General features: G+C 58.0%; 28 protein-coding genes, 1 tRNA gene and 1 riboswitch. Of the genes, 24 read left to right on the plus strand and 5 right to left on the minus strand.

Annotated elements, in window-relative coordinates:
- Window positions 1-7: 7 nt before the first annotated feature.
- Entirely contained in the window at window positions 8-622 is a 615-nt protein-coding gene (locus ACR0B3_RS06790) for an FMN-binding negative transcriptional regulator (protein WP_480808390.1), read from the minus strand.
- Window positions 623-677: 55 nt separating this feature from the next.
- A riboswitch (FMN riboswitch) is annotated at window positions 678-876 on the plus strand.
- A gap of 65 nt (window positions 877-941) precedes the next feature.
- On the opposite strand from ACR0B3_RS06790, the gene ACR0B3_RS06795 reads away from it, so the two are divergent.
- The 6 genes from ACR0B3_RS06795 to ACR0B3_RS06820 all read left to right on the plus strand — a co-directional run bounded on the left by ACR0B3_RS06795 (window position 942) and on the right by ACR0B3_RS06820 (window position 5,357).
- The gene (locus ACR0B3_RS06795) at window positions 942-1,388 is read left to right on the plus strand and encodes a 6,7-dimethyl-8-ribityllumazine synthase (RefSeq protein WP_480808452.1); all 447 of its coding nucleotides are present in this window, start codon (window positions 942-944) and stop codon (window positions 1,386-1,388) included.
- 125 nt (window positions 1,389-1,513) lie between these two features.
- Window positions 1,514-2,614, plus strand: coding sequence for a chorismate synthase (aroC, locus tag ACR0B3_RS06800; RefSeq protein WP_480808391.1), 1,101 nt, complete (start codon window positions 1,514-1,516; stop codon window positions 2,612-2,614).
- Window positions 2,598-3,260 carry an HD domain-containing protein gene (locus ACR0B3_RS06805; protein WP_480808392.1) on the plus strand — a complete coding sequence of 221 codons (663 nt, stop codon included), beginning with the start codon at window positions 2,598-2,600 and terminating at the stop codon, window positions 3,258-3,260. Before aroC ends, ACR0B3_RS06805 begins: the two co-directional genes overlap by 17 nt.
- Before the next feature lie 54 nt (window positions 3,261-3,314).
- Entirely contained in the window at window positions 3,315-4,250 is a 936-nt protein-coding gene (locus ACR0B3_RS06810; RefSeq protein ID WP_480808393.1) for a DMT family transporter, read from the plus strand.
- A gap of 58 nt (window positions 4,251-4,308) precedes the next feature.
- Window positions 4,309-4,908, plus strand: coding sequence for a cob(I)yrinic acid a,c-diamide adenosyltransferase (cobO, locus tag ACR0B3_RS06815; RefSeq protein WP_480808394.1), 600 nt, complete (start codon window positions 4,309-4,311; stop codon window positions 4,906-4,908).
- A gap of 110 nt (window positions 4,909-5,018) precedes the next feature.
- Complete coding sequence (locus ACR0B3_RS06820; protein ID WP_480808395.1) at window positions 5,019-5,357, plus strand: hypothetical protein; 339 nt, start codon at window positions 5,019-5,021, stop codon at window positions 5,355-5,357.
- Window positions 5,358-5,370: 13 nt separating this feature from the next.
- Here ACR0B3_RS06820 and ACR0B3_RS06825 read toward each other — a convergent pair whose 3' ends face one another.
- The 3 genes from ACR0B3_RS06825 to ACR0B3_RS06835 all read right to left on the minus strand — a co-directional run bounded on the left by ACR0B3_RS06825 (window position 5,371) and on the right by ACR0B3_RS06835 (window position 7,780).
- A complete protein-coding gene (locus ACR0B3_RS06825; RefSeq protein ID WP_480808396.1) occupies window positions 5,371-5,736 on the minus strand; it encodes an SPW repeat domain-containing protein in 366 nt (121 codons plus the stop codon).
- Between the two features lie 111 nt (window positions 5,737-5,847).
- Complete coding sequence (locus tag ACR0B3_RS06830) at window positions 5,848-6,798, minus strand: AraC family transcriptional regulator (RefSeq protein WP_480808397.1); 951 nt, start codon at window positions 6,796-6,798, stop codon at window positions 5,848-5,850.
- Between the two features lie 115 nt (window positions 6,799-6,913).
- Window positions 6,914-7,780 (minus strand): branched-chain amino acid aminotransferase, encoded by an 867-nt coding sequence (locus tag ACR0B3_RS06835; protein ID WP_480808398.1) that lies wholly within the window; start codon window positions 7,778-7,780, stop codon window positions 6,914-6,916.
- A 159-nt stretch (window positions 7,781-7,939) separates the two neighbouring features.
- Here ACR0B3_RS06835 and ACR0B3_RS06840 point away from each other — a divergent pair, with 159 nt between their 5' ends.
- The 16 genes from ACR0B3_RS06840 to ACR0B3_RS06915 all read left to right on the plus strand — a co-directional run bounded on the left by ACR0B3_RS06840 (window position 7,940) and on the right by ACR0B3_RS06915 (window position 22,198).
- Complete coding sequence (locus ACR0B3_RS06840; protein ID WP_170761027.1) at window positions 7,940-8,452, plus strand: MarR family winged helix-turn-helix transcriptional regulator; 513 nt, start codon at window positions 7,940-7,942, stop codon at window positions 8,450-8,452.
- On the plus strand, window positions 8,449-9,150 hold the full coding sequence (locus ACR0B3_RS06845; protein WP_480808399.1) for a response regulator: 702 nt from the start codon (window positions 8,449-8,451) through the stop codon (window positions 9,148-9,150). The genes ACR0B3_RS06840 and ACR0B3_RS06845 overlap by 4 nt, the downstream gene beginning before the upstream one ends.
- A 69-nt stretch (window positions 9,151-9,219) precedes the next feature.
- Entirely contained in the window at window positions 9,220-10,146 is a 927-nt protein-coding gene (locus ACR0B3_RS06850) for a histone deacetylase family protein (RefSeq protein WP_480808400.1), read from the plus strand.
- Window positions 10,143-10,385 (plus strand): exodeoxyribonuclease VII small subunit, encoded by a 243-nt coding sequence (locus tag ACR0B3_RS06855; RefSeq protein ID WP_480808401.1) that lies wholly within the window; start codon window positions 10,143-10,145, stop codon window positions 10,383-10,385. Before ACR0B3_RS06850 ends, ACR0B3_RS06855 begins: the two co-directional genes overlap by 4 nt.
- Window positions 10,386-11,252, plus strand: coding sequence for a polyprenyl synthetase family protein (locus ACR0B3_RS06860; protein ID WP_480808402.1), 867 nt, complete (start codon window positions 10,386-10,388; stop codon window positions 11,250-11,252). It abuts the gene before it with no gap.
- Between the two features lie 14 nt (window positions 11,253-11,266).
- On the plus strand, window positions 11,267-13,195 hold the full coding sequence (gene dxs / locus ACR0B3_RS06865; protein ID WP_480808403.1) for a 1-deoxy-D-xylulose-5-phosphate synthase: 1,929 nt from the start codon (window positions 11,267-11,269) through the stop codon (window positions 13,193-13,195).
- Window positions 13,196-13,377: 182 nt separating this feature from the next.
- The gene (gene napF / locus ACR0B3_RS06870; RefSeq protein ID WP_480808404.1) at window positions 13,378-13,890 is read left to right on the plus strand and encodes a ferredoxin-type protein NapF; all 513 of its coding nucleotides are present in this window, start codon (window positions 13,378-13,380) and stop codon (window positions 13,888-13,890) included.
- Window positions 13,887-14,159, plus strand: a complete 273-nt coding sequence (locus tag ACR0B3_RS06875) for a chaperone NapD (protein ID WP_480808405.1) — start codon at window positions 13,887-13,889, stop codon at window positions 14,157-14,159. The genes napF and ACR0B3_RS06875 overlap by 4 nt, the downstream gene beginning before the upstream one ends.
- Before the next feature lie 17 nt (window positions 14,160-14,176).
- Entirely contained in the window at window positions 14,177-16,669 is a 2,493-nt protein-coding gene (napA, locus tag ACR0B3_RS06880) for a nitrate reductase catalytic subunit NapA (protein WP_480808406.1), read from the plus strand.
- 27 nt (window positions 16,670-16,696) lie between these two features.
- Window positions 16,697-17,515, plus strand: coding sequence for a ferredoxin-type protein NapG (gene napG, locus ACR0B3_RS06885; protein ID WP_480808407.1), 819 nt, complete (start codon window positions 16,697-16,699; stop codon window positions 17,513-17,515).
- Entirely contained in the window at window positions 17,512-18,423 is a 912-nt protein-coding gene (gene napH, locus ACR0B3_RS06890; RefSeq protein WP_480808408.1) for a quinol dehydrogenase ferredoxin subunit NapH, read from the plus strand. Before napG ends, napH begins: the two co-directional genes overlap by 4 nt.
- Window positions 18,424-18,435: 12 nt before the next feature.
- Window positions 18,436-18,870, plus strand: a complete 435-nt coding sequence (locus ACR0B3_RS06895) for a nitrate reductase cytochrome c-type subunit (RefSeq protein WP_170761010.1) — start codon at window positions 18,436-18,438, stop codon at window positions 18,868-18,870.
- Between the two features lie 26 nt (window positions 18,871-18,896).
- A complete protein-coding gene (locus tag ACR0B3_RS06900; protein WP_170761008.1) occupies window positions 18,897-19,589 on the plus strand; it encodes a NapC/NirT family cytochrome c in 693 nt (230 codons plus the stop codon).
- A 13-nt stretch (window positions 19,590-19,602) separates the two neighbouring features.
- On the plus strand, window positions 19,603-19,860 hold the full coding sequence (locus ACR0B3_RS06905; RefSeq protein WP_170684545.1) for a hypothetical protein: 258 nt from the start codon (window positions 19,603-19,605) through the stop codon (window positions 19,858-19,860).
- A gap of 478 nt (window positions 19,861-20,338) precedes the next feature.
- Window positions 20,339-21,394, plus strand: a complete 1,056-nt coding sequence (locus ACR0B3_RS06910) for a Hint domain-containing protein (protein ID WP_480808409.1) — start codon at window positions 20,339-20,341, stop codon at window positions 21,392-21,394.
- Window positions 21,395-21,730: 336 nt separating this feature from the next.
- A complete protein-coding gene (locus ACR0B3_RS06915) occupies window positions 21,731-22,198 on the plus strand; it encodes a hypothetical protein (RefSeq protein ID WP_480808410.1) in 468 nt (155 codons plus the stop codon).
- 192 nt (window positions 22,199-22,390) lie between these two features.
- Here ACR0B3_RS06915 and ACR0B3_RS06920 read toward each other — a convergent pair.
- Window positions 22,391-22,466, minus strand: a tRNA-Thr gene (locus tag ACR0B3_RS06920).
- 292 nt (window positions 22,467-22,758) lie between these two features.
- Between ACR0B3_RS06920 and ACR0B3_RS06925 the strand changes: the two genes are divergently transcribed.
- Together ACR0B3_RS06925 and ACR0B3_RS06930 are read left to right on the plus strand one after the other, a co-directional pair.
- Window positions 22,759-23,952 (plus strand): YcaO-like family protein, encoded by a 1,194-nt coding sequence (locus tag ACR0B3_RS06925; RefSeq protein ID WP_480808411.1) that lies wholly within the window; start codon window positions 22,759-22,761, stop codon window positions 23,950-23,952.
- Window positions 23,949-25,304, plus strand: a complete 1,356-nt coding sequence (locus tag ACR0B3_RS06930; protein ID WP_480808412.1) for a TfuA-like protein — start codon at window positions 23,949-23,951, stop codon at window positions 25,302-25,304. Before ACR0B3_RS06925 ends, ACR0B3_RS06930 begins: the two co-directional genes overlap by 4 nt.
- Window position 25,305: the final 1 nt, after the last annotated feature.

Raw genomic sequence — 25,305 nt, forward strand, 5'->3', positions numbered from 1 at the left:
AGAAACTTCAGGCCTCGCGCATGAGCGAGGCCAATTGCGCCACCTCAGCCCCGACCCCGGCAGATTGCACATGATCCGCAGCGCTTTGGCGCGCGGCATCCGGCTTGTTTTGGTTCAGTTTCCAGGTGCCGTCGATCTCTGAGATCATCAAGCGGCACGGCACGATCATGCGCATCATCCGTTCCAATGCTTCAGGTGTCATCTTCGACGCTAGCCACGGCGGCTTGGGCTGCAGGCGATTCTCAAAATCAGCCGCCTGCCGATCCAACACGCTTCGCAGCTCTTCCACTGGGCGCATCTCTAAGACCCCGGTCAAATGCACCGCCACATAGTTCCAGGTCGGGACCTGATCATCAATGCCATACCAATCGGGCGAGATGTACCCATCGGGGCCCGAAACGGCGATCCGCGCTGGCTGCGGCTGCTTAAGCGCACGGACAATCGGATTGGAACGCACCAGATGCAGGTCCACCCAAGTGGCATCCTCATTCAGCAGGAAGGGAATGTGGCTCAGCAAGGGCGCATCCGAGGTCGACACCGCCAGAACACCAAACGCACGAGCGCGGGCAAAATCGACGTGGCGGGTCCGGGCTTCGGCCCGAAAAGCGGGATTGGGGTGCATTTTGATCCTCCTGCCAATTCCTCTTGCAGAAGCGGCATCTGATTGGCAAGGTCCACCTCGTTCTCAGGGCGGGGCGAAATTCCCCACCGGCGGTATGCGGGCGTGACCCGTAAGCCCGCGAGCGGCTCAGCAGTGTCCACGATCCGAAAAGTGGAAACCAGTTTTCGGGCAAGTTGTGGAATCACCAAAGGATGTCAGCAGATCTGGTGAGAGGCCAGAGCCGACGGTTACAGTCCGGATGAAAGAGAACGTGCAGCGCGCCGCAGACCGGCGCGGCTGCTCGTGATCGCCTTGGGTGACGTGTCTGCAAACCAAGGAGATTCAAATGACACACACCCGCTACGCTTTCATCAAAGCCAATTGGCATTCCGACATCGTGGATCGCGCGCTGGATGGGTTTCTCGAACTGATTCCCGCCGACCACTTCGATGTATTCGACGTCCCCGGCGCGTTCGAGATGCCCTTGTTGGCTCGCGATCTGGCCCAGACCGGGCGTTATGCCGCCGTGGCCTGCGCCGCTTTTGTGGTAGATGGGGGCATCTATCGGCACGATTTCGTTGCTCAGGCCGTGGTTGATGGCCTGATGCGCGCAGGTATGGACACCGGTGTCCCGGTCCTCTCGGTGTCGCTAACCCCACATCAGTACCAGGAGACCGATCATCACGACGCGATCTACCAGGATCACTTCGTGCAAAAGGGGCGAGAGGCCGCCCAAGCCGCACTTAAAGTAACCGAGACCCGGACAAAGATTTCTGCAGCCGCCTGATCTTCATCTTTTTGCAAATACTCAAACGCACTGCCCACCGGGCGGTGCTACCCCATCGCAAATGCAAATCCGCTTGAGGCCAAGCCTCGCGACCGCTAATCACATCGCTCAAAGGAGCATGCCCCATGTCGATGAACAGCTTTGGACACCTCTTCCGCGTCACCACCTGGGGTGAAAGCCACGGCCCAGCCCTTGGCGCAACTGTCGACGGCTGCCCGCCCGGTGTCACGATCGACGAGGCGATGATCCAGCAGTGGCTCGACAAGCGCAAACCGGGGCAGAACAAGTTCACCACCCAGCGGCGCGAGCCTGATCAGGTGAAAATTCTGTCAGGCGTCTTCGAGGGCCAAACAACCGGGACCCCGGTGCAGTTGATGATCGAAAATACCGACCAGCGGTCGAAAGACTACGGCGATATCATGGACAAGTTTCGCCCCGGTCATGCCGATATCACCTACTGGCAAAAATATGGCATCCGCGACTATCGCGGTGGCGGGCGCAGCTCGGCCCGCGAAACTGCATCTCGTGTCGCCGCAGGCGGGCTGGCCCGCGAGGCGATCAAACAGATCGCGCCAAATGTGCAGATCACAGGCTATATGACCCAGATCGGTCCTCACAAAATCGACCGCGCCAATTTCGACTGGTCCGAGATCGAGCAGAACCCGTTCTGGACGCCCGATGCTCAGGCGGCAGAAGATTGGGCGACCTATCTGGATGACCTGCGTAAGTCTGGCAATTCGGTCGGTGCGGTGGTTGAGGTGGTCGCTCGCGGCGTCCCCGCCGGGATCGGGGCGCCCGTTTACGCCAAGTTAGACACTGATCTGGCCGCCGCGATGATGTCGATCAACGCCGTGAAAGGTGTTGAAATCGGCGAAGGCATGGCCGCCGCAGAACTGACCGGTAAAGCTAACGCTGATGAAATTTTCATGGGGCAGAACGGCCCTCAATACAGCTCGAACCATGCGGGTGGCATTCTGGGCGGTATCTCGACCGGACAAGACATTGTGGTGCGCTTTGCGGTCAAACCAACCTCGTCGATCCTGACCACCCGCAAAACCATCACCAAATCAGGCGAAGAGACCGAGATTATCACCAAAGGCCGCCACGATCCCTGCGTCGGCATCCGTGCCGTGCCCGTGGGTGAGGCCATGATGGCCTGCACGATCCTCGACCATCTGCTGCTGCATCGTGGCCAAATCGGTGAGAACCGTGGACGGATCGGCTGATCTGCGCAGCCGACTGCGCGGCGTCGTCGTGCAGCGGATGGAAACTGACCCCGCCCACGATCTGGCCCATCTGGATCGCGTCTGGGTGAACGCCCAAGCGATTGCAGATACGCAAACCGATACGACTGTGCTGCTGGCGGCCAGCTATCTGCACGATTTGGTTAACTTGCCGAAAGATGATCCTGATCGGCATCTGGCATCACAACGTTCGGCCGTAGAATCAGAGCCTATTCTTGCCAATCTTGGCTTTTCGGCCTCAGACATTTGCCGCACACAACACGCCATTACGGCACACAGTTATTCCGCCAACATCCCACCCGAGACGCCAGAGGCGCGTATCTTACGAGATGCTGATCGTCTGGATGCGCTTGGCGCGATCGGAATTGCCCGCAACTTCTCGGTCTCAGGTGCGCTGGGGCGGGCGCTGTATGACCCGGCAGATCCGTTCGGCAAATCCCGCCCAATGGATGATCTTCAGTTCTCGATCGATCACTGGAAGATCAAACTGCTGAACCTGCCACATGACATGTTGACCGAAAAAGGCAGGTCTATCGCGCAAGAACGCGCGGCGCGGATGATCCGGTTTTTGAATGACTTGTCGAACGAGATCGGCACCCCATTGCCACCGGACTGGGCGGCACAGTAATACCCTCTCACAGAGCAGGTTGATCTTTCCCACGCAAAATAGCAGGTTCGCGCCATGGCGAAATCCTTAACATCGCATCGTCCGGCATTGGCCGTGGCGCTGAAACTCAGTGCGCTTGTGCTGTTTACAGTGATGTCTGCTTTGGTAAAGGCGTTGTCGGAAGATTTCCCCCCAGGCGAGATGGTGTTCTTCCGCTCGCTTTTTGCCATTCCAGTCATCATCGCTTGGTTATCCTGGCGTGGAGAGTTGTCGCACGGATTCATCGTCAAGAAGCCGATGGGCCATTTCTGGCGCGGTGTTTTGGGCACGTCGGCAATGGGACTGACCTTTACCGGCCTCAGCCTGTTGCCTTTGCCGGAAGTCACGGCCATCGGATACGCAACCCCGATCTTCACGCTGATTCTGGCTGCAATCATGCTGGGTGAGCGGATAAGGATGATCCGTATCGGTGCCGTCGCCCTTGGCCTCGTCGGAGTTCTTATCATGATCTGGCCGCGACTGGGATCAGGCACGGCTGAAGCTGCCGCAACACTCGGCGCGCTGTGCGTGCTGGCAGCCACGGTCGCCCGAGCCTTTGTTCAGATCCATATCCGCCAGTTGGTGCAGGTGGATCATCCCGCCGCGATCGTGTTTTATTTCTCGCTCACCGCAACCTTACTTTCGGGCCTGACTGTGTTTTGGGGCTGGGTCCTTCCTAGCTGGGAGCAAGCTGTCCTGCTGGTGACCATCGGCTTGATTGGTGGGGTGGCACAGATTCTCGTGACATCCTCGTACAAGTTCGGCCAGGCATCGATGCTGGCGCCCTACGATTACACCACAATGCTTTTCGCCATCATCATCGGCTACATCTGGTTTGATGAGCTTCCAACTTTGGTCATGCTGGCCGGTGCGGCCTTGGTGATCGCCGGCAACGTCGTCGTTATCCTGCGCGAGCGTCAGCTGGGTCTGGATCGCACCAAGGCGCGGTCCGTGACAGACCCAAAAGCGTGACTTTACCTTTCACAAACTTCCCCTAGGTTGGGGCGCGATACGGCTATGAGGTTTCCCGATGAGTGACGCACAAAACCACAAAGAAAAGATGCAAGAGGTGCAGGCCAAGCACCGCAAGAAGGTCTCAGAAGCGGTCGATCCCGGACGGGGTTTGGTGCTGATCAATACCGGCAAGGGCAAAGGCAAATCCTCGGCTGCGTTTGGCGTTGTGATCCGTGCCTTGGGCTGGGGTCAGAAAGTGGCCGTGGTTCAGTTCATAAAGGGCAAATGGAAGACGGGTGAACGCCGGTTCTTTGAGGAACGCGATCTGGTCACCTGGCACACGATGGGCGAAGGGTTTACCTGGGATACGCAGGACCGCGAACGCGACATCGCGGCCGCAACTTCGGCCTTCAACAAGGCATGTGAGCTGATGAAAAGCGGTGAGTACGATCTGGTCGTTCTGGACGAGATCAATATTGCTCTGCGCTACGAATACCTTTCAGTAGACACTGTTATTGAGGGACTTCGGGCGCGCTCGGACAAAACCAGCGTGTTTCTGACAGGGCGTGACGCACCACAGGCCCTGCGGGAATATGCGGATCTGGTAACTGAAATGACAGAAGAAAAACATCCGTTTCAGGCTGGCATCAAAGCTCAACGCGGTGTGGATTTCTAAGCCCGCGCACTGCCCTCATTCAGTGATCGTATCGAGGGGCGTCTGATCGCATGCCCCCTGGCGGCTGAGCGTTCTTCAAGCGCTCGGCATCGTTCGGCATTGCAGGTCTTTTGATCCAGATAGGCGGCGACATCCGAGGTGAGCGCGTCGCAATCACACGATGCGCAGCAGGGATCTGCCATCAGTTCTTCGAATCGATCGCGCACTCATGGGTTCCTTTGATCATTCCCGAGGCGATGGCAGGCTATCACATCTCATTTGCTGAGCCTACAGATCGCCCCGGAAAGGTGTGCTTGATGGTATCATCTGGCCTTGTCTTTAATCTGATTATTTTTATCAGAATTTTCAATTTAAAAAAAGCTGAGGCGGTTTTGCACGAAATTCCATATTTAGTGTCTGATATAGATCGGGCCATGCAAAATTTTGCATGGCCCGATCATTTGCTGTGATCCTATTATGTCCTTACACAACAGCATCCTGCTCGGGCGCACTGAGTGATATAACCGCGACAACAGCGGCCCCGTTAACCCAGTAGAACAGGGCATCAAGACCCGAGAATCCGAATAGGCTGGGTGCAAACAGAAACGTAATCCCGACAAGCAGATCAACTGCCAAATGGAACTTGTAGGGCAGCACCCGCCAGATCCCAAGGTGGTGATCCGTCAGAACGGTCAGCACAAAGGCCGCGGCACCTGTGACGACCGACAGCCACAGCGCCAGCGGGTTTGACTGGCCCAGCCCCAGCACGAAGGGTAGGACCATTAGCGCGACGGCAACAGGATAGTCGAGATAGGCGTGGACCGATCGGGTAACAAAACGCAGAGACATGAGAACTTCCTTTCTTCAATCAGTGATGATCAAAGACTAAGGAGTAGATCCTGTACGTTGAATTCCAGATCGTTTAGCGAACATTGCAGATCGTACACCTTTTGCGAACGATCAGTGCATCGCCCGATAAGCGGCTGGCGACACGCCAACCTGTTTCTTGAACACACGAGAGAATGCAGCCTCTGATGCATACCCGACCTCGGCGGCGGCATTCGCGATATTCCAGCGGCTTTCGGTCAGCCCATGACAGGCAATCTGCATGCGCCAATCTGTCAGGTATTGCATCGGCGTCGTTCCCATCTTTTGGGAAAAGAGCTGCGCAAATGCCGTGCGCGACATCGCAGCCTCGCGGGCGAGTGTCGCAACGCTCCAATCCTGCGCCGGGGATTGATGAAACGCCGTGAGAGCCCGTGATATGCGCGGATCGGCAAATCCGGCCAGCGCTGCGTCATCCGGGCTTTGATGTTCAAGATAGGCGCGGATCGCTTGGGCAAACAGCACTTCGGACAATTTCATCGCGATCAGGTCGCCGCCAATGCGGGCACCTGACACTTCTGATCCGATCATGCGCAGAGTCGCTTCGATCCACGATCCCGCCTCTTCGCCATAGTTCTGAATCAAGATAAAGGGCGGCAACCTATCGATCAGCATGTGCCCTGTTCCATTCCGCCCGGCGGGGCCGCTGAACGAGAAGTGGCCACAAATCAATTGCGTGTCACGCTCTTCCTCTGCACCACCGTAAACCAATACCCCATCGCCCTGATAACCGGATTGATCCAAGACCTGCTCAAGCGGCAAGGCATCAAAGGGTTTGACCTCGTTGCATAGTAACGCATGTGGGGCGCCATGGGGGATCAGGATCAGATCACCTTGCCGCAATCGCAGCGTGTCACCGGTCGCAGACAGGTGGACCTTCAGCTCACCGCGTTGAACAAAGTGAAATCGCGCCACGTTTTCGAACCCCGGCACCTGAACTCCAAACGGAGGAGTAAAGGAGGTTCGAAAATAGAACGTGCCGCGCAATGACAGGCGCGTGAGAATATCGCTAAGAAGATCCAACATGCACCAAGGATACGGTTTGGCACGGCAACGTCCATATCATCGGACGATTTGCATGGAAAATCGCACGATCTGCAATCAAAACCCCCGCCTGAGCGGGGGTTGAGAGGCTTTCAACTTAGGCGCGGACCAGCTTTTCGTAGTCTTCAGCGATCTCGCGGGTCAGATCTCCGACCTCAAACGTATAGTCGCCGATCTGCCCGACCGGAGTGACCTCGGCTGCGGTGCCGGTCAGCCAGCATTGTTCGAAATCGGCCATCTCTTCGGGTCTGATGCGGCGCTCATGGACGGTGACGCCTTTGTCTTTCAACATCTGAATGACCGTCTGGCGCGTGATGCCGTTCAGGAAGCAATCGGCCAACGGGGTGTGCACTTCGCCATCCTTAACGAAGAAAACATTCGCACCCGTCGCCTCGGCCACATTGCCATTGTAATCCATGAACAACGCGTCCGAGCAGCCTTTGGCCTCGGCCTTATGCTTCGAGATGGTGCAGATCATGTAAAGACCCGCTGCCTTGGCATGCACCGGAATGGTTTCCGGGCTGGGGCGCTTCCACTCGGCGATGTCCAGTTTAGCGCCCTGCATCTTGGCATCACCGTAATAGGCACCCCATGGCCAGACAGCTATCGCCATCCGAACGGGGTTCTTGGCGGAAGCGACACCCATATCCTCGCCCGAGCCACGCCAGACCAGCGCCCGCACATAAGCGTCCTGAAGACCGCTGGCTTTCAGTGCCTCATCCTTGGCTGCCTCGATCTGATCAACAGTGTAGGGCATCGGCATATCCAGAGCCTCGGCCGAGGCGATCAGGCGTTCCGAATGTTCGCGGCTTTTGAAGATTTTACCATCATAGGCGCGCTCACCCTCGAACACCGAGGACGCGTAGTGCATTGCATGGGACAGAATGTGCACATTGGCCTCGCGCCAGGGCACCAGTTCGCCATCCATCCAGATGACACCGTCGCGATCGTCATATCCCGCCATGCGAAACCTCCTGAACCGGGCAATATTTCCGAATGTTGCGTCGATTAGGTCCGCATCGGACATAATGTTGCGCAAAAACTGCGATTCGATACCTGCGCGCTCTTGGAATGTCAATAAGGCTGACATAAAGTCAAACCATATCGAGTAATGAGGCCCGACATGTCCGACATCCGTCCCGCCCCGGTCTTCGGCGGAGAAAGCCTGTTGTTTCTGACAGATGAGCAACTGAGGCAAGGCATCGAGGCCATGTTCTTTGCCTATCGCGGGTTTACCGCAGACCCCGATCGCATCCTGACCGAAATGGCCTATGGCAGGGCCCATCATCGGGCGATCCACTTTATCAACCGTGCACCCGGGACCACGGTGAATAATCTGCTGGCGATCCTGGGGGTCACAAAACAGTCTCTAAACCGCGTATTGCGCAGCCTGATTGATGATGGGTTGGTCGAAAGCAGGGTCGGTACGGTGGACAAACGCGAACGCCACCTATTTTTGACGGATAAGGGCAAGGCGTTAGAGGCCAAACTCTCGGACGCCCAGCGCGCCCGAATGCGCGCGGCCTACAAAGATGCGGGCCCCGAAGCGGTGGCTGGGTTTCGCAAAGTGCTTGAAGCAATGATGGATGCTGATATGCGTCGTGCATATACGAAACTGCGGGATACGACTTCATGAGCGAAATGGACGCCCATCTTCTGATCGTCGACGATGACGAGCGCATTCGCGATTTGCTCAAGAAATTCCTGATGCGCAGCGGGTTTCTGGTGACGTCTGCACGGGATGCAGCCCATGCACGGCGGGTTTTGTCCGGGCTGGATTTCGATCTGATAGTGCTGGATGTGATGATGCCCGGAGAGGACGGCGTAAGCCTGACCCGTGCCTTGCGCGATACGCATACGACCCCGATCCTGCTGCTGACCGCCAAAGGCGAGACCGAACATCGGATCGCCGGGCTTGAGGCGGGTGCCGATGACTATCTGGCAAAGCCGTTCGAGCCAAAAGAGCTGCTTTTGCGGATCAATGCCATCCTGCGCCGCATGCCGGAAACGCCCGCGCAGGATACAGCGGCGAAGATCCTCAATCTTGGGCCCATTCGCTATGATATCGAACGCGGCGAGATGTGGCAGGGCGAAGACCCGGTGCGCCTGACCGCAACAGAAAGCCAATTGATGAAGATATTCTCGGCTCAACCCGGTGAACCGATCAGCCGGGCCAAGCTGGTCGAGGATTTGGGTCGTGACAAGGGCCAGGCGCAGGAACGCGCAGTGGACGTACAGATCACACGCCTGCGGCGAAAGCTGGAGCAGGATCCGAAACAGCCCCGGTACCTACAGACCGTTCGCGGTGCCGGCTATATGCTGGCGCCGGATTGATATAGCCGCTGCGCGGCGATTTCTTGCCTTCGGCGAGGATATTTTTAGCCAGATGAAGATGGGATCCTGATGAAAACTGCCTTGTTGACCCATGCGGATTGTCTGAACCATGTGACGCCGGAGGGGCATCCCGAACGCGTGGCGCGATTGGAACATATCCTGCATGCGCTTGAAGGGCTGGATGTGCGGCGTGTGACTGCACCGCTGGCCGCGGATGATGATCTGCTACGGGTTCATCCGCAGAGCCATATCAGTGATATACTTGATCACCAGCCCTCGGATGGGTTCAAGCAGATTGACGGGGATACGTTCATGTCACCGGGCTCAGTCGACGCGGCATATCGCGCGGCGGGCGCAGTAGTACGTGCGGTTGATCTGGTGCTGGGCGGAGAAGCGCCAAATGCGTTTTGCGCCATACGACCACCGGGACACCACGCCGAGACTGAGACGGCTATGGGGTTTTGCCTATTTGGGAACGCTGCGCTGGCTGCGAAACATGCATTGGATCATCATGGGCTTAGACGCGTGGCCGTGGTGGATTTCGACGTGCATCACGGCAATGGAACACAGGATTTGCTGTGGGACGAGAAACGCGCCTTGGTGATTACCAGCCAGCAGATGCCGTTGTGGCCAGGCTCTGGCCGCCCGGATGAAACCGGGGCTTATGAGACTGTTTTGAACATACCGCTGGCCCTCGGCACCGGTGGGGCCGAGATGCGGGCGGCCTATGAGACGCAGGCGTTTCCGCGTCTGTGGGCGTTCAGGCCGGAACTGATCATCATCTCCGCCGGGTTTGACGCGCATCAGGATGATCCGCTGGCCAATCTCAACTGGTCCACCGGCGATTTCGCCTGGATCACGGCGGAGCTGTGCAAGATTGCTGATGAAGTTTGTGATGGCCGTATCGTCTCGACTCTGGAAGGCGGGTATGATCTGAACGCATTGGCCGAGGCTACACGCGCCCATGTGGAAGAACTGATGAAGGCAGCACGATGACCGATACTCCAGTCGAACAGATGACCTTTGAGCAGGCGATGAAAGAGCTTGAGGCCGTGGTCGGCCAATTGGAACGCGGGGATGTGGCGCTGGATCAGTCGATCGCTTTGTATGAGCGGGGTGCGGCGTTGAAGAAACGCTGTGAGGATGAGTTAAAGCGTGCCGAAGAAAAGGTGGCCGCGATCACTCTGGACGCAGGCAGCCAACCAACCGGGACGACACCTGTCGAAGGTCAGTAAATGTTTCGTGAAAAGCTGGCGCAGGATGCCGCGCTGATTCAGAGCCATTTTGATCTGGCCCTGGGGGCGCTGGATGATCTGGATGTGACGCGAGCGATGGCCTATGCCACCGAAGGCGGCAAGCGCCTGCGCGGGTTTCTGGTTTTGGAAAGCGCGCGGTTGCATGGCATCGATATAGCTCGGGCAATCTGGCCAGCGACGGGGATCGAAGCGTTGCATGCATACTCGCTGGTTCATGACGACCTGCCTTGCATGGATGATGATGACCTGAGGCGCGGGCGCCCCACGGTTCATGTGAAATGGGATGACGGGACGGCCGTTCTGGCCGGGGATGCGCTGCAGACACTTGCGTTTGAGCTCTGCGTAAGGCCAGAGGTTGGAAATGCTGAAATTCGCGCAAATCTGGCTCTAACACTGGCGAAAGCAGGCGGTGCGCAGGGTATGGTACTGGGTCAAGCGCTGGATATCGGGGCAGAGACCGCAGCAGAACCGCTAACACTGGATGAGATTACGCAGTTGCAAGCAGGCAAGACCGGCGCGTTGATCGAATGGTCGGCTTGTGCAGGCGCGCGATTGGCGCAGGCCGATCCTGCCCCCTTGCGCCAATATGCCCAAGCGCTTGGGCTTGCCTTTCAGATCGCTGATGACATTTTGGATGTCGAAGGAGATGCCGAAAAGGCCGGAAAGCGGCTGCAGAAAGATGCAGAAGCAGGCAAAGCGACATTTGTCTCGCTGATGGGTCTGGACGCCGCCAAATCCCGTGCGCTTGAGCTTGTGGATCAGGCTTGCGATGCACTGGGCGAATATGGCCCTGCGGCAGAAACCTTGAAGCAGGCTGCCCGCTTCGTTATTGCCCGGGACAGCTAAGCCAGGAACGCCGAATGTCTGACCGTCCGAATACGCCTCTGCTGGATCTTGTGAACCGCCCTGCGGACCTCAAACAGTTCTCGGACGCGCAACTGCATCAGATCGCACATGAATTGCGCGCCGAGACGATCTCGGCCGTGTCCGTCACAGGTGGACATCTGGGCGCAGGCTTGGGTGTGGTTGAACTAACCACAGCGCTTCATGCGGTATTTGACACACCGCGCGACAAGATCGTCTGGGACGTAGGCCACCAGTGTTATCCGCACAAAATCCTGACCGAACGCCGCGACCGAATCCGCACCTTGCGCATGAAGGACGGATTAAGCGGATTTACCAAACGCAGCGAAAGCCCCTATGACCCATTTGGCGCAGCCCATTCCAGCACGTCGATCAGTGCGGCATTGGGCTTTGCCGTAGCCCGCGATCTGGGCGGTGTGACGCCCGAAGGGCTGGGCGATGCGATTGCAGTGATTGGCGATGGCTCGATGTCTGCGGGCATGGCTTTTGAGGCGATGAACAACGCAGGCCACCTGAAAAAGCGCCTGATCGTAATCCTGAACGACAATGAGATGAGCATTGCGCCGCCGGTTGGCGCTTTGTCCAACTATCTGTCGCGCATCTATGCGGAAGAGCCGTTTCATGATCTGAAAGCCGCAGCCAAAGGTGCGGTGTCGCTGCTGCCGGAACCCTTTCGTGAAGGCGCCAAGCGCGCCAAGGACATGCTGAAAGGCATGGCCATGGGCGGAACGCTTTTTGAAGAGTTGGGCTTTTCTTATCTTGGTCCCATCGACGGGCATGATCTGGATCAGTTGCTGCCGGTTCTACGCACGGTCAAGGCAAAGGCAACCGGCCCGATACTGATCCATGTGCTGACCAAGAAGGGCAAAGGGTACGCTCCTGCCGAGCAAGCCCGCGACAAGGGCCATGCGACCGCCAAGTTCGATGTGGTGACGGGCGAGCAGAAAAAGGCACCCTCTAACGCGCCGTCTTATACGTCGGTCTTCGGCAAGACTTTGGTCGAAGAAGCAGCCCGGGATGACAAGATCGTCGCGGTGACTGCTGCGATGCCGGATGGCACCGGGTTAAACCTGTTTGCTGAACGCTACCCCTCGCGGTGCTTTGACGTGGCAATTGCCGAGCAGCATGGCGTAACTTTTTCGGCCGCCTTGGCTGCAGGGGGGATGAAGCCGTTCTGTGCGATTTATTCGACCTTCCTGCAACGCGGCTATGACCAGGTGGTGCATGATGTGGCCATCCAACGGCTACCGGTCCGTTTTGCGATCGACCGTGCGGGGCTGGTCGGGGCGGACGGGGCCACCCATGCAGGGTCTTTCGATATCGCTTATCTGGCCAACCTGCCGGGCATGGTCGTGATGGCCGCGGCGGATGAGGCCGAATTGATGCACATGGTTGCAACCGCGGTCGCGCATGATGATGGCCCCATTGCGTTCCGCTATCCGCGTGGCGAGGGCGCTGGAGTCGATCTGCCCGAGCGGGGCGAGGTGCTGGAAATCGGCAAGGGCTGCCTGATTCAAGCCGGTTCACGTGTGGCGCTGCTATCCTTTGGTACAAGACTGGCCGAGGTTCAAAAGGCGGCCGAGGCTTTATCGGCGCGCGGGATCACCCCGACCATCGCCGATGCCCGCTTTGCTAAGCCGTTGGATCGTGACCTGATCCTTGATCTGGCTGAGAATCACGAGGCACTGATCACAATCGAGGAAGGCGCGATTGGCGGGTTTGGCAGCCATGTGGCGCAGCTTCTGGCCGAAGAAGGCGTATTTGATCGGGGTCTCAAGTACCGCTCGATGGTGCTTCCGGATATCTTCATCGATCAGTCCAGCCCAGCAGATATGTATGCGGTGGCGGGCATGAATGCCGAGCAGATCGAAGCCAGAGTGCTGTCGGTTCTGGGCGTGACGTCTATTGGTGAAAAACGCGCCTGACCTATCCATGATCTGACGCTCCAGTATCTTGATATCGCCCGATTTCTTGGCGTTATTCAGCGTTCGTGCTGAAAAACTAAGCGATGCTGAAATGATATAAATCAATTTCTTGTTACCTGTGCTACGCTAACACCCGAGTCAGGCAGGCCAACCCCTGCCGGGTACTCTGAGGTCGCAAGCGCATGAACAAGCTAGCAAGCCGACGCGCATTCCTGCGTGGCAAAATGCTGCGTGAGGACAGATCAGCCATCCGCCCCCCCGGCGCGATGGAGGTGGAGCTTTATGATCTGTGCACCCAGTGCGACGACTGCCGCGATGCCTGCCCCGAGGATATCATCCATTTCGATGCACAAGGCTGGCCCGTTGTTGACCTGAGCGCAGGCCCATGCACCTTCTGCGGCGATTGCGCCAATGCTTGTCCGGCCGGTGCACTAGTGCCTGAACTTGTAGCTGAGTGGCCATGGCGCGCCTTAGTGACTGCATCGTGCCTGTCAATGAACGGCGTCAGTTGCCGTATCTGCCAGGACGTCTGCGATCAGGGCGCGATCCGTTTCAAACTGCAATTCGGCGGTCGCGCCGAACCCCAGCTAGATGCCGATAGCTGCACCGGCTGCGGTGCTTGCGCCAGCGCCTGCCCTGCCGGATCGGTCAGCTTCACACGCCAAACATCACAAACCCAGCAGGTTGCCTTATGAACATCTGTGGTTGCCTTGTCCATGTGACGCCCGAAACGACGCAAAGCGCGCAAGATGTGATCGCGCGCACAGACGGGGCAGAGGTGCACGCAGCAGCCGAAGATGGGCGCCTTGTTGTTGTGGTCGAGGATACGCCTGAGAAAATGGCCTCCGAGACGATCATGGATCTGCACCAGATCCCGGGCGTGATCTCTCTGACCCTGACTTATCACCATTTCGAAGACCTCGCGGAGACCCGTCCGCATCTTAACGCTTCTCGCCAGATCTAAAGCCGGAGACCCATGTCATGACCATCTCTGAATCCCGCCGGACCTTTTTGAAATCAACTGCCGCTGCTGCGACCGCCTCGGCAGCTGGTCTGCCGCTTGCAACCGGCCAAGCCGGTGCACAGATCGGCAACCCTGATATCCGCTGGGACAAGGCTGCCTGCCGGTTTTGCGGCACCGGCTGTTCGGTCCTGATCGGCACCAAAGACGGGCGCGTAGTCGCCACTCAGGGTGATCCGGATGCGCCGGTGAACCGCGGGCTGAACTGCATCAAGGGCTATTTTCTGTCCAAGATCATGTACGGCAAGGACCGCCTGACGACACCGATGCTGCGCAAGACCAACGGCGAATATGACAAGAACGGCGAGTTTGAGCCTGTGTCATGGGACGAAGCGTTCGACGTCATGGCTGCCAAATGGAAAGAGGCGTTGGCCAAGAAAGGCCCGACAAGTGTCGGCATGTTCGGCTCGGGTCAGTGGACTGTCTGGGAAGGCTATGCCGCATCCAAGCTGATGAAGGCTGGCTTCCGGTCAAACAATATCGACCCGAACGCGCGCCACTGCATGGCCTCGGCCGTTGTCGGCTTCATGCGAACATTTGGCATTGATGAACCAATGGGCTGCTATGACGACCTTGAGCACGCGGATACCTTTGTGCTTTGGGGCTCTAACATGGCGGAAATGCACCCGATCCTGTGGTCGCGCCTGACGGATACGCGTCTGACCAAACCGGGTTGTGAAGTGCACGTGCTGTCGACCTTCGAACACCGCTCGTTCGAACTGGCCGACAACGGCATCGTATTTGCGCCGCAGACCGATCTGGCGATCCTGAACTACATTGCCAACTACATCATCCAAAATAACGCGGTGAATGAATTCTTTGTTCGGAATCACGTCAACATCACCAAAACCGCGACCGATATCGGATACGGCCTTCGCGAGACCAACCCGCTGCAGCAAGAGGCCGCGAACCCGGACTCGGGCAAGCTGGAAGAGATTTCGTTCGACGAATACGCCGAAGCAGTTTCGGAATACACGCTGGAATACACCTCGGAACTCTCCGGCGTCCCAGAGGCCCAGCTTGAGCGTCTGGCGCAGCAATATGCCGACCCGAACCGCAAGGTCATGAGCCTTTGGACAATGGGCTTCAACCAGCACACGCGCGGATCGTGGGTGAACTCGCTGATGTACAACGTGCACCTGCTGGTTGGTAAGATCTCGGAACCCGGAAACTCACCCTTCTCTCTGACAGGTCAGCCCTCGGCCTGTGGCACGGCACGCGAAGTTGGCACATTTGCCCACCGCCTGCCCGCTGACATGGTCGTGGCGAACGACAAGCACCGCGAGATTTGTGAGACCGCGTGGAAAATCCCTGCGGGCACTATCCCGCCCAAGCCCGGCTTCCACGCCGTATTGCAGCATCGTAAATTGAAAGACGGCGACCTGAACGCCTATTGGGTGCAGTGCAACAACAACATGCAGGCGGCCCCGAATATCAACGAAGAAGGCTACCCTGGATACCGCAACCCGGAAAACTTCATTACCGTGTCCGACCCCTATCCGACCGTGACGGCTCTGTCCGCCGACCTGATCCTGCCCACCGCGATGTGGGTCGAAAAGGAAGGCGCCTATGGCAACGCCGAGCGTCGCACCCAGTTCTGGCGGCAACAGGTCAAGGCACCCGGTGAGGCGAAATCGGACCTGTGGCAGCTGATGGAATTCTCGAAACGCTTCACCGTCGAAGAGGTCTGGGGCGAGGAGCTGCTGGCCTCCATGCCCGAACATCGCGGCAAAACCATGTACGATGTGCTTTACGCCAACGGCACCGTCGATCAGTTCCCGCTGTCCGAGACCGCCGAAGGGTTCGACAACGACGAATCCGAGCACTTTGGTTACTACGTCCAGAAAGGTCTGTTCGAGGAATATGCCGAGTTTGGCCGTGGCCATGCACACGATCTGGCCCCGTTTGAAATCTACCACCAGGCACGCGGCCTGCGCTGGCCGGTCGTAGACGAGAAAGAGACCCTGTATCGCTTCCGCGAAGGCTATGATCCTTACGTGCCCGAAGGTGCGGATGTGAAGTTCTATGGCCATAAGGATGGCAAGGCCAAGATCATCTTTGCCCCATACGAACCCGCCCCTGAGGAACCGGATGAGGAATTCAACCTGTGGCTCTGCACTGGTCGCGTGCTGGAACACTGGCACTCAGGTTCGATGACCCGCCGCGTGCCCGAACTGCACCGCGCCTATCCCGCCGCCGTTGTCTACATGCACCCGGACGATGCGCGCGAGCGTGGTCTGCGGCGCGGGCAGGAGATCGTTCTGTCTACCCGCCGCGGTGAGGTCAATAGCCGGGTCGAAACCCGCGGCCGTAACAAAGTTCCGCGCGGTCTGGTCTTCATGCCATGGTTTGATGAGGGCCAGCTGACCAACAAGCTGACTTTGGACGCGACCTGCCCGCTGTCGAAAGAGACAGACTTCAAGAAATGCGCCTGTAAGGTCGAGCGCGCGTAAGGGGCAGGCAAGGCAAAGGTAAAACCCATGTCTCGTGTTGGCTCTCCTCTCTCGCCGCAGCGGCGCCGGTTCCTGCAGGACTCGGCGCGTGCAGCGGGCGGCTGCGTGGCGGCCGGGTCCTTGCTGGCGTGGCTGGCACGAGATGCGCGGGCGTTACCGGCCGAGGCATTGCGCCCCCCCGGAGCCTTGTCTGAAAAAGACTTCCTGTCCGCCTGCATCCGTTGTGGACTGTGCGTCCGGGAATGCCCCTATGACACACTGAAACTGGCGGAACTGGGTGTTGATGCGGTGGCCACCGGCACGCCCTATTTCATCGCGCGGGATATTCCCTGCGAGATGTGTGACGATATCCCCTGCGTCGCGGCCTGCCCGACCGGGGCGCTAGACCCCGCATTAGACAACATAGACGACGCCAAGATGGGTGTGGCCGTTCTAGTCGATCAGGAAAACTGCCTGAACTTCCTCGGCCTGCGGTGCGATGTCTGTTATCGGGTCTGCCCCGTCATCGATGACGCAATCACACTGGAGGCCGAGCACAACGCCCGTTCGGGCCGTCACGCGATCTTCATTCCGACCGTTCACGCCGATCACTGCACCGGCTGTGGCATGTGCGAAAAAAGCTGCGTTCTGCCTGAAGCCGCAATTAAGGTTTTGCCCGCTCGTTTAGCCCGTGGCAGCAGCGCAGATCACTACCGCAAGGGCTGGGAAGAGAAAGAAGCCAAAGGCGCGCCCCTCGTCGAAGGCATCATCGATTTGCCTGATCGCCTACCGGGACCGGGCACCGATAACCTTGTCGCACCGGGCGGGTTTGAGCCCAGCTTTAAGCTTCCGGAGGTCACCCAATGACCGCCCGCACAGACATACCGCTGGGGCAAGAGGCCATCGCCGCCAAAGGCTGGCTGGGTGCCCACAAGTACCTGCTACTACGGCGGGCTAGCCAGCTATTCTTTCTGATGCTGTTCCTGCTGGGTCCTTGGTTCGGGATATGGATCGTGCAGGGGACTCTGGCCGGGTCGCTAACGCTGGGTGTGCTGCCCTTGACCGATCCGTTTGTCTTTTTGCAAAGCCTGATAGCCGGGCACTGGCCCGAACTGACTGCCGCCATCGGTGCCGCCATCGTTCTGGTTGCTTACGCGTTGATCGGCGGTCGCGTCTATTGCTCGTGGGTCTGCCCGATTAATCCGGTGACGGACGGCGCGCATTGGCTGCACCGCAAGCTGGGCCTGCAAAAAGGCTGGCAACCCAAACGTGGCACGCATTTGTGGATCATGATCACGGTGCTTATCGTCTCTGGCCTGACCGGTGCCATCGCGTGGGAACTGGTCAACCCGATCACCATGCTGCATCGCGGACTGATATTTGGTATGGGCTTCGTCTGGGCGATGATCGCCGCGATCTTTCTTTTCGACCTGTTTGTCTCGCGCCACGGTTGGTGCGGCCATGTCTGCCCCGTGGGCGCGTTCTATGGACTGATCGGACCCAAAGCGCTATTGCGGGTCAGCGCCTTCAATCGCACCGCCTGTGACGACTGCATGGATTGCTATGCGGTCTGCCCGGAAAACCACGTGATCTCTCCGGCACTGAAAGGCAATGACACGCCGCTGATCCTGTCACCCGACTGCACCAATTGCGGCCGCTGCATCGATATCTGCGCCGAAGACGTGTTCAAATTCACCCATCGGTTCGACGCCCTGACCGTCGCGCCACCGGAACCAACCGCCGCGCCACAGCCGCGCGCCTCAAGACCTTTTTGAAGGAGTGAGAAGATGAAAAAGCCGATCCTAGTGGGCCTTGCCCTGATCCCGCCGCTGCTCCTTTGTGGCCTGGCCCTTGCGCAATCTGCCGGGGTCACCAGCCTTCGCGGTGCCGAGGTGGATGAACCTGTTCGTCTTGATCAAGTTCACAATACGATTGAGGGTCGCATGCAGCGCAACTATCGCCAGCAACCACCATTGATCCCGCACTCGATCGAACAGTACCAGATCGATCTGCGAACCAACCAATGCCTATCGTGCCACGACTGGACCAAAGCCGGTGAACGCAACGCGCCGACGCTGTCGATGACGCACTATCTGGACCGCGAAGGGCGCGAGTTGGATCAGATCGCAGGCACACGGTATTTCTGCAACCAGTGTCACGTACCGCAGGCCGACGCGCTGCCGCTGGTCGACAACACGTTTCAACCTTCCTCCGGAAACTGAACTCAGGTCGAAAAGGAGAGCGCGCCATGTCCGACTCCCAAGAAAAACAAGGGCTCATCCGACGCCTCTGGACCTGGTTCTGGAGCCCGATCGCTGTCCTCAGCGTTGGTTTCACTTTGCTGGCCGGATTCCTGGCAGGCATCCTGTTCTGGGGTGGGTTCCACTGGACTCTGGAACTGACGAATACAGAAGAGTTCTGTACCTCGTGCCACACGATGGAAGTCAATCTGGGTGAATACCGCGAGACGATTCACTACAACAACCATTCGGGCGTGCGCGCGATCTGTTCGGATTGTCACGTCCCGGACGAGTGGAACCATAAGATCAAGGCCAAGATCATGGCCGTGAAGGATGTTTATCACGAACTGGCGGGCACGATTAGCACGCCTGAGAAATACGAGGATCATCGCCTCGCCATGGCCTCCGCCGTGTGGAAGAAGATGAAGGAATCCGACAGCCGCGAGTGCCGCAACTGTCACAACTTTGACTATATGGACTTCACCCTTCAGGAAACCCGTGCCGCCAACGAACACCAGCGTGCGATTGACACAGGCATGACCTGCATCGATTGCCACCAAGGCATCGCCCATAGCCTACCGCCAAATTATCTGGAAACGTATCAGGAGATCGCGAAAGAGGTGGGTGGTGAAGTTCTGCAAGAGCACGCAGCCGCATCAGGTGACGACATCCGCGCGTTCTTGAACAAAAGCTCTGATTAAGGTGGGGGCAGATATGTTAGAGATACTTGGAACCATCGGTGGCAACGTACTGGGCTTGCCCGGTATTCTTGGTCTGGCACTGGGCATGATGACCCGCCAATATTGGCTAGGTGCCTTGATGGGCGGGTTGGTTGGCCTGATCGCGCCCCTGCTTTTTGCCGGTTGGCAGTTTTCCCATGTGGGAACAATGGCGCTGTTGATCGCAGTAATAGTCGGCCTTTGCGCTGGCAGCCTCGGCACTGCCATTCGCCGCAAAGGGGCAACGGTCTAATCGGATCAACCCGGCTTGAGACCGAAGATCAGCATGAAGAAGACTGTAAGCACCATGATTAATAAGCGCAGATCAACTAAAGAATAGTAAATACGCAGTATGCCCTCGTTGACGGACGGGCCGTGTGTGCTGCTGTGGCTAGAGCATCGAAACCCCATATGGGGTTATGTCTTCGCGCATTGCGCTCTCTATGCGCAGTTTAGCTAGTGTACTAACAATCAGGGCTGGATCGCTCTGGTGCCTCAACGAATGTCAACACTGCCAAAGAGTGGCGTCAATCGTCCGGCAAGCTGAATTGCAACGCCCCACGGATACCGTATTGGTGATACCGTCCTTTGAAACGCCCTTTTGCCCCAATAACCCCATAGTTTGATCGAATAACCGCCTTGAAAACCTTGATCCATAGGGTCAAAAAACAGAAATTGGCCGAGCTGTGCATCTCGGCTTGTGGGTAACTCAGGTCTAACGGGTAATAAGTATGGCAATCAATATTTATGGTGCGTTTCGTTCTGACTCGACCATGACAGACTTTCAGGCGCAGCTGTATCAGGTCAACACCACTTTCCAGATCTCACAATATAGCCAGATCACCATAACAGATGGTGCCGATCCCACGGTTATCGATGGCGACGATCAGGTCAACGAAGTCCCAAATGACCCGACTCAAACGTATCTGGGCCGCGCGTTCGACTGGGATTACACCATTCGTGTTCGTGACGAAGATGGGAACACGCATGAAATCGGGATCATGGATTGGGATATCAACAACAGCGGCCAGATAAACACTTCCTCAGCCGAGCAGGGCTATTTTCTTGGATTTATCGGTGGAACTATCCCCCCACTAAACTCGACATTGACGATCATCGAACTGACCGACAATGGCCCTGACATTCCGGTTGACACCGTCGTGCCCTGCTTTTGCGCTGGAACGTTGATTGATACCGCATTGGGCCCGCGCGCAATCGAGACGCTTGCAGTTGGTGACGAAGTGCAGACTTTGGATCACGGACCGCAAAGCATTCGATGGATCGGTGCGCGAACATTAGAGGCCGCTGATCTGGCAAACAAACCCAAGCTGCGCCCGATCCGGATCGCCGCCGGTAGCCTGGGCAGCGACCTGCCAAGCCGTGATCTGTTGGTTTCGCCCCAACATCGCATGGTGATCCGTTCAACCATCGCGGTGCGGATGTTTGACAGCGAAGAAGTTCTGGTGCCTGCCCACAAACTGGTCGGCATCCCCGGGATTACGGTCGAAGAGGCGGCGCAAAGCGTCACCTATTACCACATTCTGTTTGACCGGCACGAGATTGTGTTGGCGGAAGGGGCGCCATCAGAAAGCCTTTATATCGGTGAACAGGCCCTGAAAGGTATTCACCCCGATGCCCGTGCTGAGATTGCCGCACTTTTCCCAGAGCTAATGGCCTCTAATCATCAGCCTGTGGCAGCGCGTCGGATTCCAAAGCGCGGCAGGCAGATCCAGACCCTGCTGCGACGCCACATGAAGAATGAAACCGCGTTGATCCGATCTTCGTGAGCCTTGTGCGTTCGGGACTGCCGAGGCGGCGAGGCGCGGCCCGATCAACTCCGCTCACGTCGCCACGAGAAATGGCGCCGATCCACAGCCCGTCTGAGGCCAGCATCGCAGTCAGATACTCCTGATCACGAGCATCTACCAAACCGAGCGCATTTCTGAAACCAATTTACGCGACAGGTGTTTTGTCAGGTGGCCGGACCAGCACAGCAGTATTTGTGCCTCACCAAGATGGCAATGGCGAAATGATCTGCCACCAGTGACGGCACATCACACCAATGCAAGGGTATGCTCTACGACCTGCTCCGACGTGATACCTCCCTGGGTCCCGACCCTCGGGTGACGATCAAGACGCCAGAATTGTTTGATCAGATCATCCAAGCACAGGGACCGATAGAGAAATACGTCTATCAAATCTTGGATGCTGGTTACCTGCCGCAGCCCGATGCTCCGGGGAACGGACCGGGCGTGACCACCATCGCAGCGATGTATTCGGAATTGCGTCGAACCCAACCCGCACAGTACGTGCAGCGGACCATGTTTGGTCGGGAGTTGCGGAAGATATTTCCAAACCTTCGGACGGCACAAAATGGAAAGTTCGTGGAAGGGTACTTGCGATCCGGCGATCCGGTTCTTGAGCGTTCAACCCGATATCATTTCCCGCCACTCACCGCATGTCGGGAGAGCTTCGAGTTATACATCGGTCAGGAAATACCCTGGTCCGACACCACCGCGGAATGGCTCGGAGACGTTGATCCAGCACCGGACTACGGCGACTTCAAACGGGATCGAAAAGAGCCGTTTTAATGTGGGCAATATAGGCAAACGGGGTGGTGCTTGCCGCCCCGCTAAGCCGCGCCTTTGGCATAAATTTTAACTATCTATACCCCCTATGCAACCCATACACTTGTGGCTCTTCTTCTCTTCAGGGAGCGGGGAAGGACCGGCTCTTTCGACTTTATCAAGGGTCTGCCGGATATGGAGATCTTCTGAGAAGAATGGTGCCGCTGATAGGACTTGAACCTACGACCCCATCATTACGAATGACGTGCTCTACCAGCTGAGCTACAGCGGCATTCTTCTCTGCGTTGGCCCTACTATGGCCCTACTAGTTCTACTCCTGCGCCTCGAACCCTTTGGTTTCGCAAGTCATTCTCGCGGGGACCCGCTAATTACGAAGGACCTGCTCTACCATCTGAGCTATTGAGGCGACGCGGAAGATCGTTTAGCGGCAGGAGGCAGGCCATGCAAGTGCGGATCGCTTGGCTTGCGCTGTTGACCCCTTCTCGTTCATCCCGCATCTTGACTCCGATCTAATCCGCGCGGCGGGTAGCGGTGTTTATCATATGTTTGGCAAGGTCATTTGAATGTCCGGGAATTCGCAGAAGTCTTATGTGCTGGATACCCACCGGCTGCGCGACCCAGAAGAGACTTTGGCCATCGTCAAACCCTTCCTCAAGCAGATGGGCATCACCCGGATTGCCAACCTGACGGGGCTGGACCGGATCGGGCTTCCAACTGTGATGGTGACGCGGCCGAACTCGCGCTCGGTTGCGGTGTCGTTGGGCAAGGGTTTGTCGCTGAGTGCGGCCCAGGCCTCGGGCGTGATGGAGGCGATCGAGTCGTGGCACGCCGAGCGGATCGAGCTGCCGCTGCGGCTGTGCAGCCATGCTGATCTGGAACAGGGTCATGTGGTCGATGTGAACCGCCTGCCCCGCGTGACCGGCGGGCAATTTGATCTGCATGGCGCGATGCTGTGGGTGCAGGGGCGCGACCTTCAGACGGATGTGGCCTGTTGGGTGCCCTATGAGATGGTGGATACCGATTACACGACCTCTCCGGTCGCGGGTCAGAGGGCGTTTCCGCGCACGACGAATGGATTAGCTTCGGGCAACGACGTGACCGAGGCTAGTTGCCATGCGATCTGCGAGCTGATCGAGCGGGATGCGACTACGTTGTGGCATCATCGGGGACTGACGCCGCGCGTCGACCCTGAAACGGTGGATGATCCGCGCTGCCTTCAGGCGATGGAGCAGATTTCGGCAGCGGGGCTGGATCTGGGGATCTGGGACACGACTTCGGATATCGGTATTGCCAGCTTTCGCTGCGTGATCTGCGAGTCCGGAGAGGCAAATGGCCATATCGGCATCGGTGATGGCTGCCATCCTGACCGCGCCATCGCCTTGCTGCGCGCGCTGACCGAAGCGGCGCAGACACGGCTGACCTATATCTCGGGCGCGCGGGATGATCTGGATCCTCAGGAATTTTCGGACGAGGCCCGCACTTGGCGCAGCCGCTATATCCGCGAACTGATTGACGGCGCTGAGGTAACAGGCCGCTTTACCGATTGTCCGTCGCATGTGACCGAGTCGTTTAAAGAAGACCTTGATCTGCTGCGATCCTGCCTGTCCATCGCCGGAATGGATCAGGTGGTAACGGTTGACTTGTCCCGGCCGGACTTCGACATCGCCGTAGTCCGCGCGATCATTCCGGGGTTGGAGGCGCCGCATGACGACCCTGATTATGTCGCGGGTCCAAGGGCAAGGGCGGTATCGGCATGAGCGTTGTTATCTTCGTTGGCCCCACCCTGCGGGCCGAGACGGTTCGGGGCCTTCTGGACGCGACCATTCTGCCGCCTGTTCAGCAGGGCGACGTGTATAGAGCGGTGCGTGACAGGCCGCGGGCAATTGGCATCATTGATGGGTATTTCGACGGCGTGCCCTCGGTCTGGCACAAGGAAATCCTGTGGGCGCTAGAGCAGGGCATACCGGTCTTTGGCAGCGCCAGCATGGGCGCGTTGCGGGCGGCAGAACTGTCCGATTTCGGGATGATTGGCGTCGGGCAAGTTTTCGAGGATTATCTGAGCGGCGCGATTGCAGATGACGATGAAGTTGCGGTGCTGCACGGCCCGGCAGAGCTGGGCTTTATGCCACTAAGCGAGCCGATGGTTTCGATCCGTGCAACGCTATCTAAGGCGCAGATGGCTAAGGTGGTAACTGACACGGAAGCGCGGGCTTTGCTGACCGCTGCCAAGACCTTGCACTATCGCGAACGGGTTTGGGATAATGTGATTGCGGCAGTTGGCAACGGCTTGGCGCTGGAAGAATTTCAGAACTGGCTGCCCGGCGGGCAGGTTGACGCCAAGGGCGATGACGCCCGGGAAATGCTGGCGCAGATGGCGCAATATCTGGCGGCGGGCTCTGATGCGCCCACTGGGCCCCGGGTGGAACGTACACTGGTCTGGCGTGAGCTGCAGGCACGGGTAGATGCCGAAACCGTATCGCAGGATTCAGAGACGAGGGCATTGGTGGATGAGCTGCGGCTGAACCCTGATCTTTATGCTGAACTGCGCGACCGCGCGGCGTTGAACCTGCTGGCGCAGGACGAGACCCGTCGGCAGGGGCTGGACCCCGACAAGGACGCTGTGGTGCGGCAGATGAACGAACATCGCCTGGACGCCCGACTGCCGCGCCATTCTGATCTGATCGAATGGCTGAAAGAAAACGACCTGACCTTGGCGCAATACGAGGCGCTGTTGACCGACCGGTCCCGCGTCGAACTGGCAATCGCGGCCCTGGCCGAAGGTTTGGATGCCGCATTGCTGGCCGAGCTGCGGCACACAGGCAACTACAGCACATTGCGCGAGCGTGCCGGTCGCAAGGCCGCGCAGCTTGCTGGGCGGAACACACCCAACAGGTCTACGACCCGAACGCAGGCTCTGATCTGGTATTTTGAAACACGTCTTGACCAGGCGGTGCCGGATGATCTTGACTCGTACGCAATCGGGCTTGGCCTGGAAGGGCGCGAGGCGTTTCTGAATCTGATCGAAGCCGAGTTCATATTTTGCAACGCCGGTCACGATCCGGTTGATCGGATGCCCGGCTTGGCAACAAGCCTGCGCGCCGGTGGATAAC

Source organism: Ruegeria sp. CE9 (assembly GCF_056537425.1).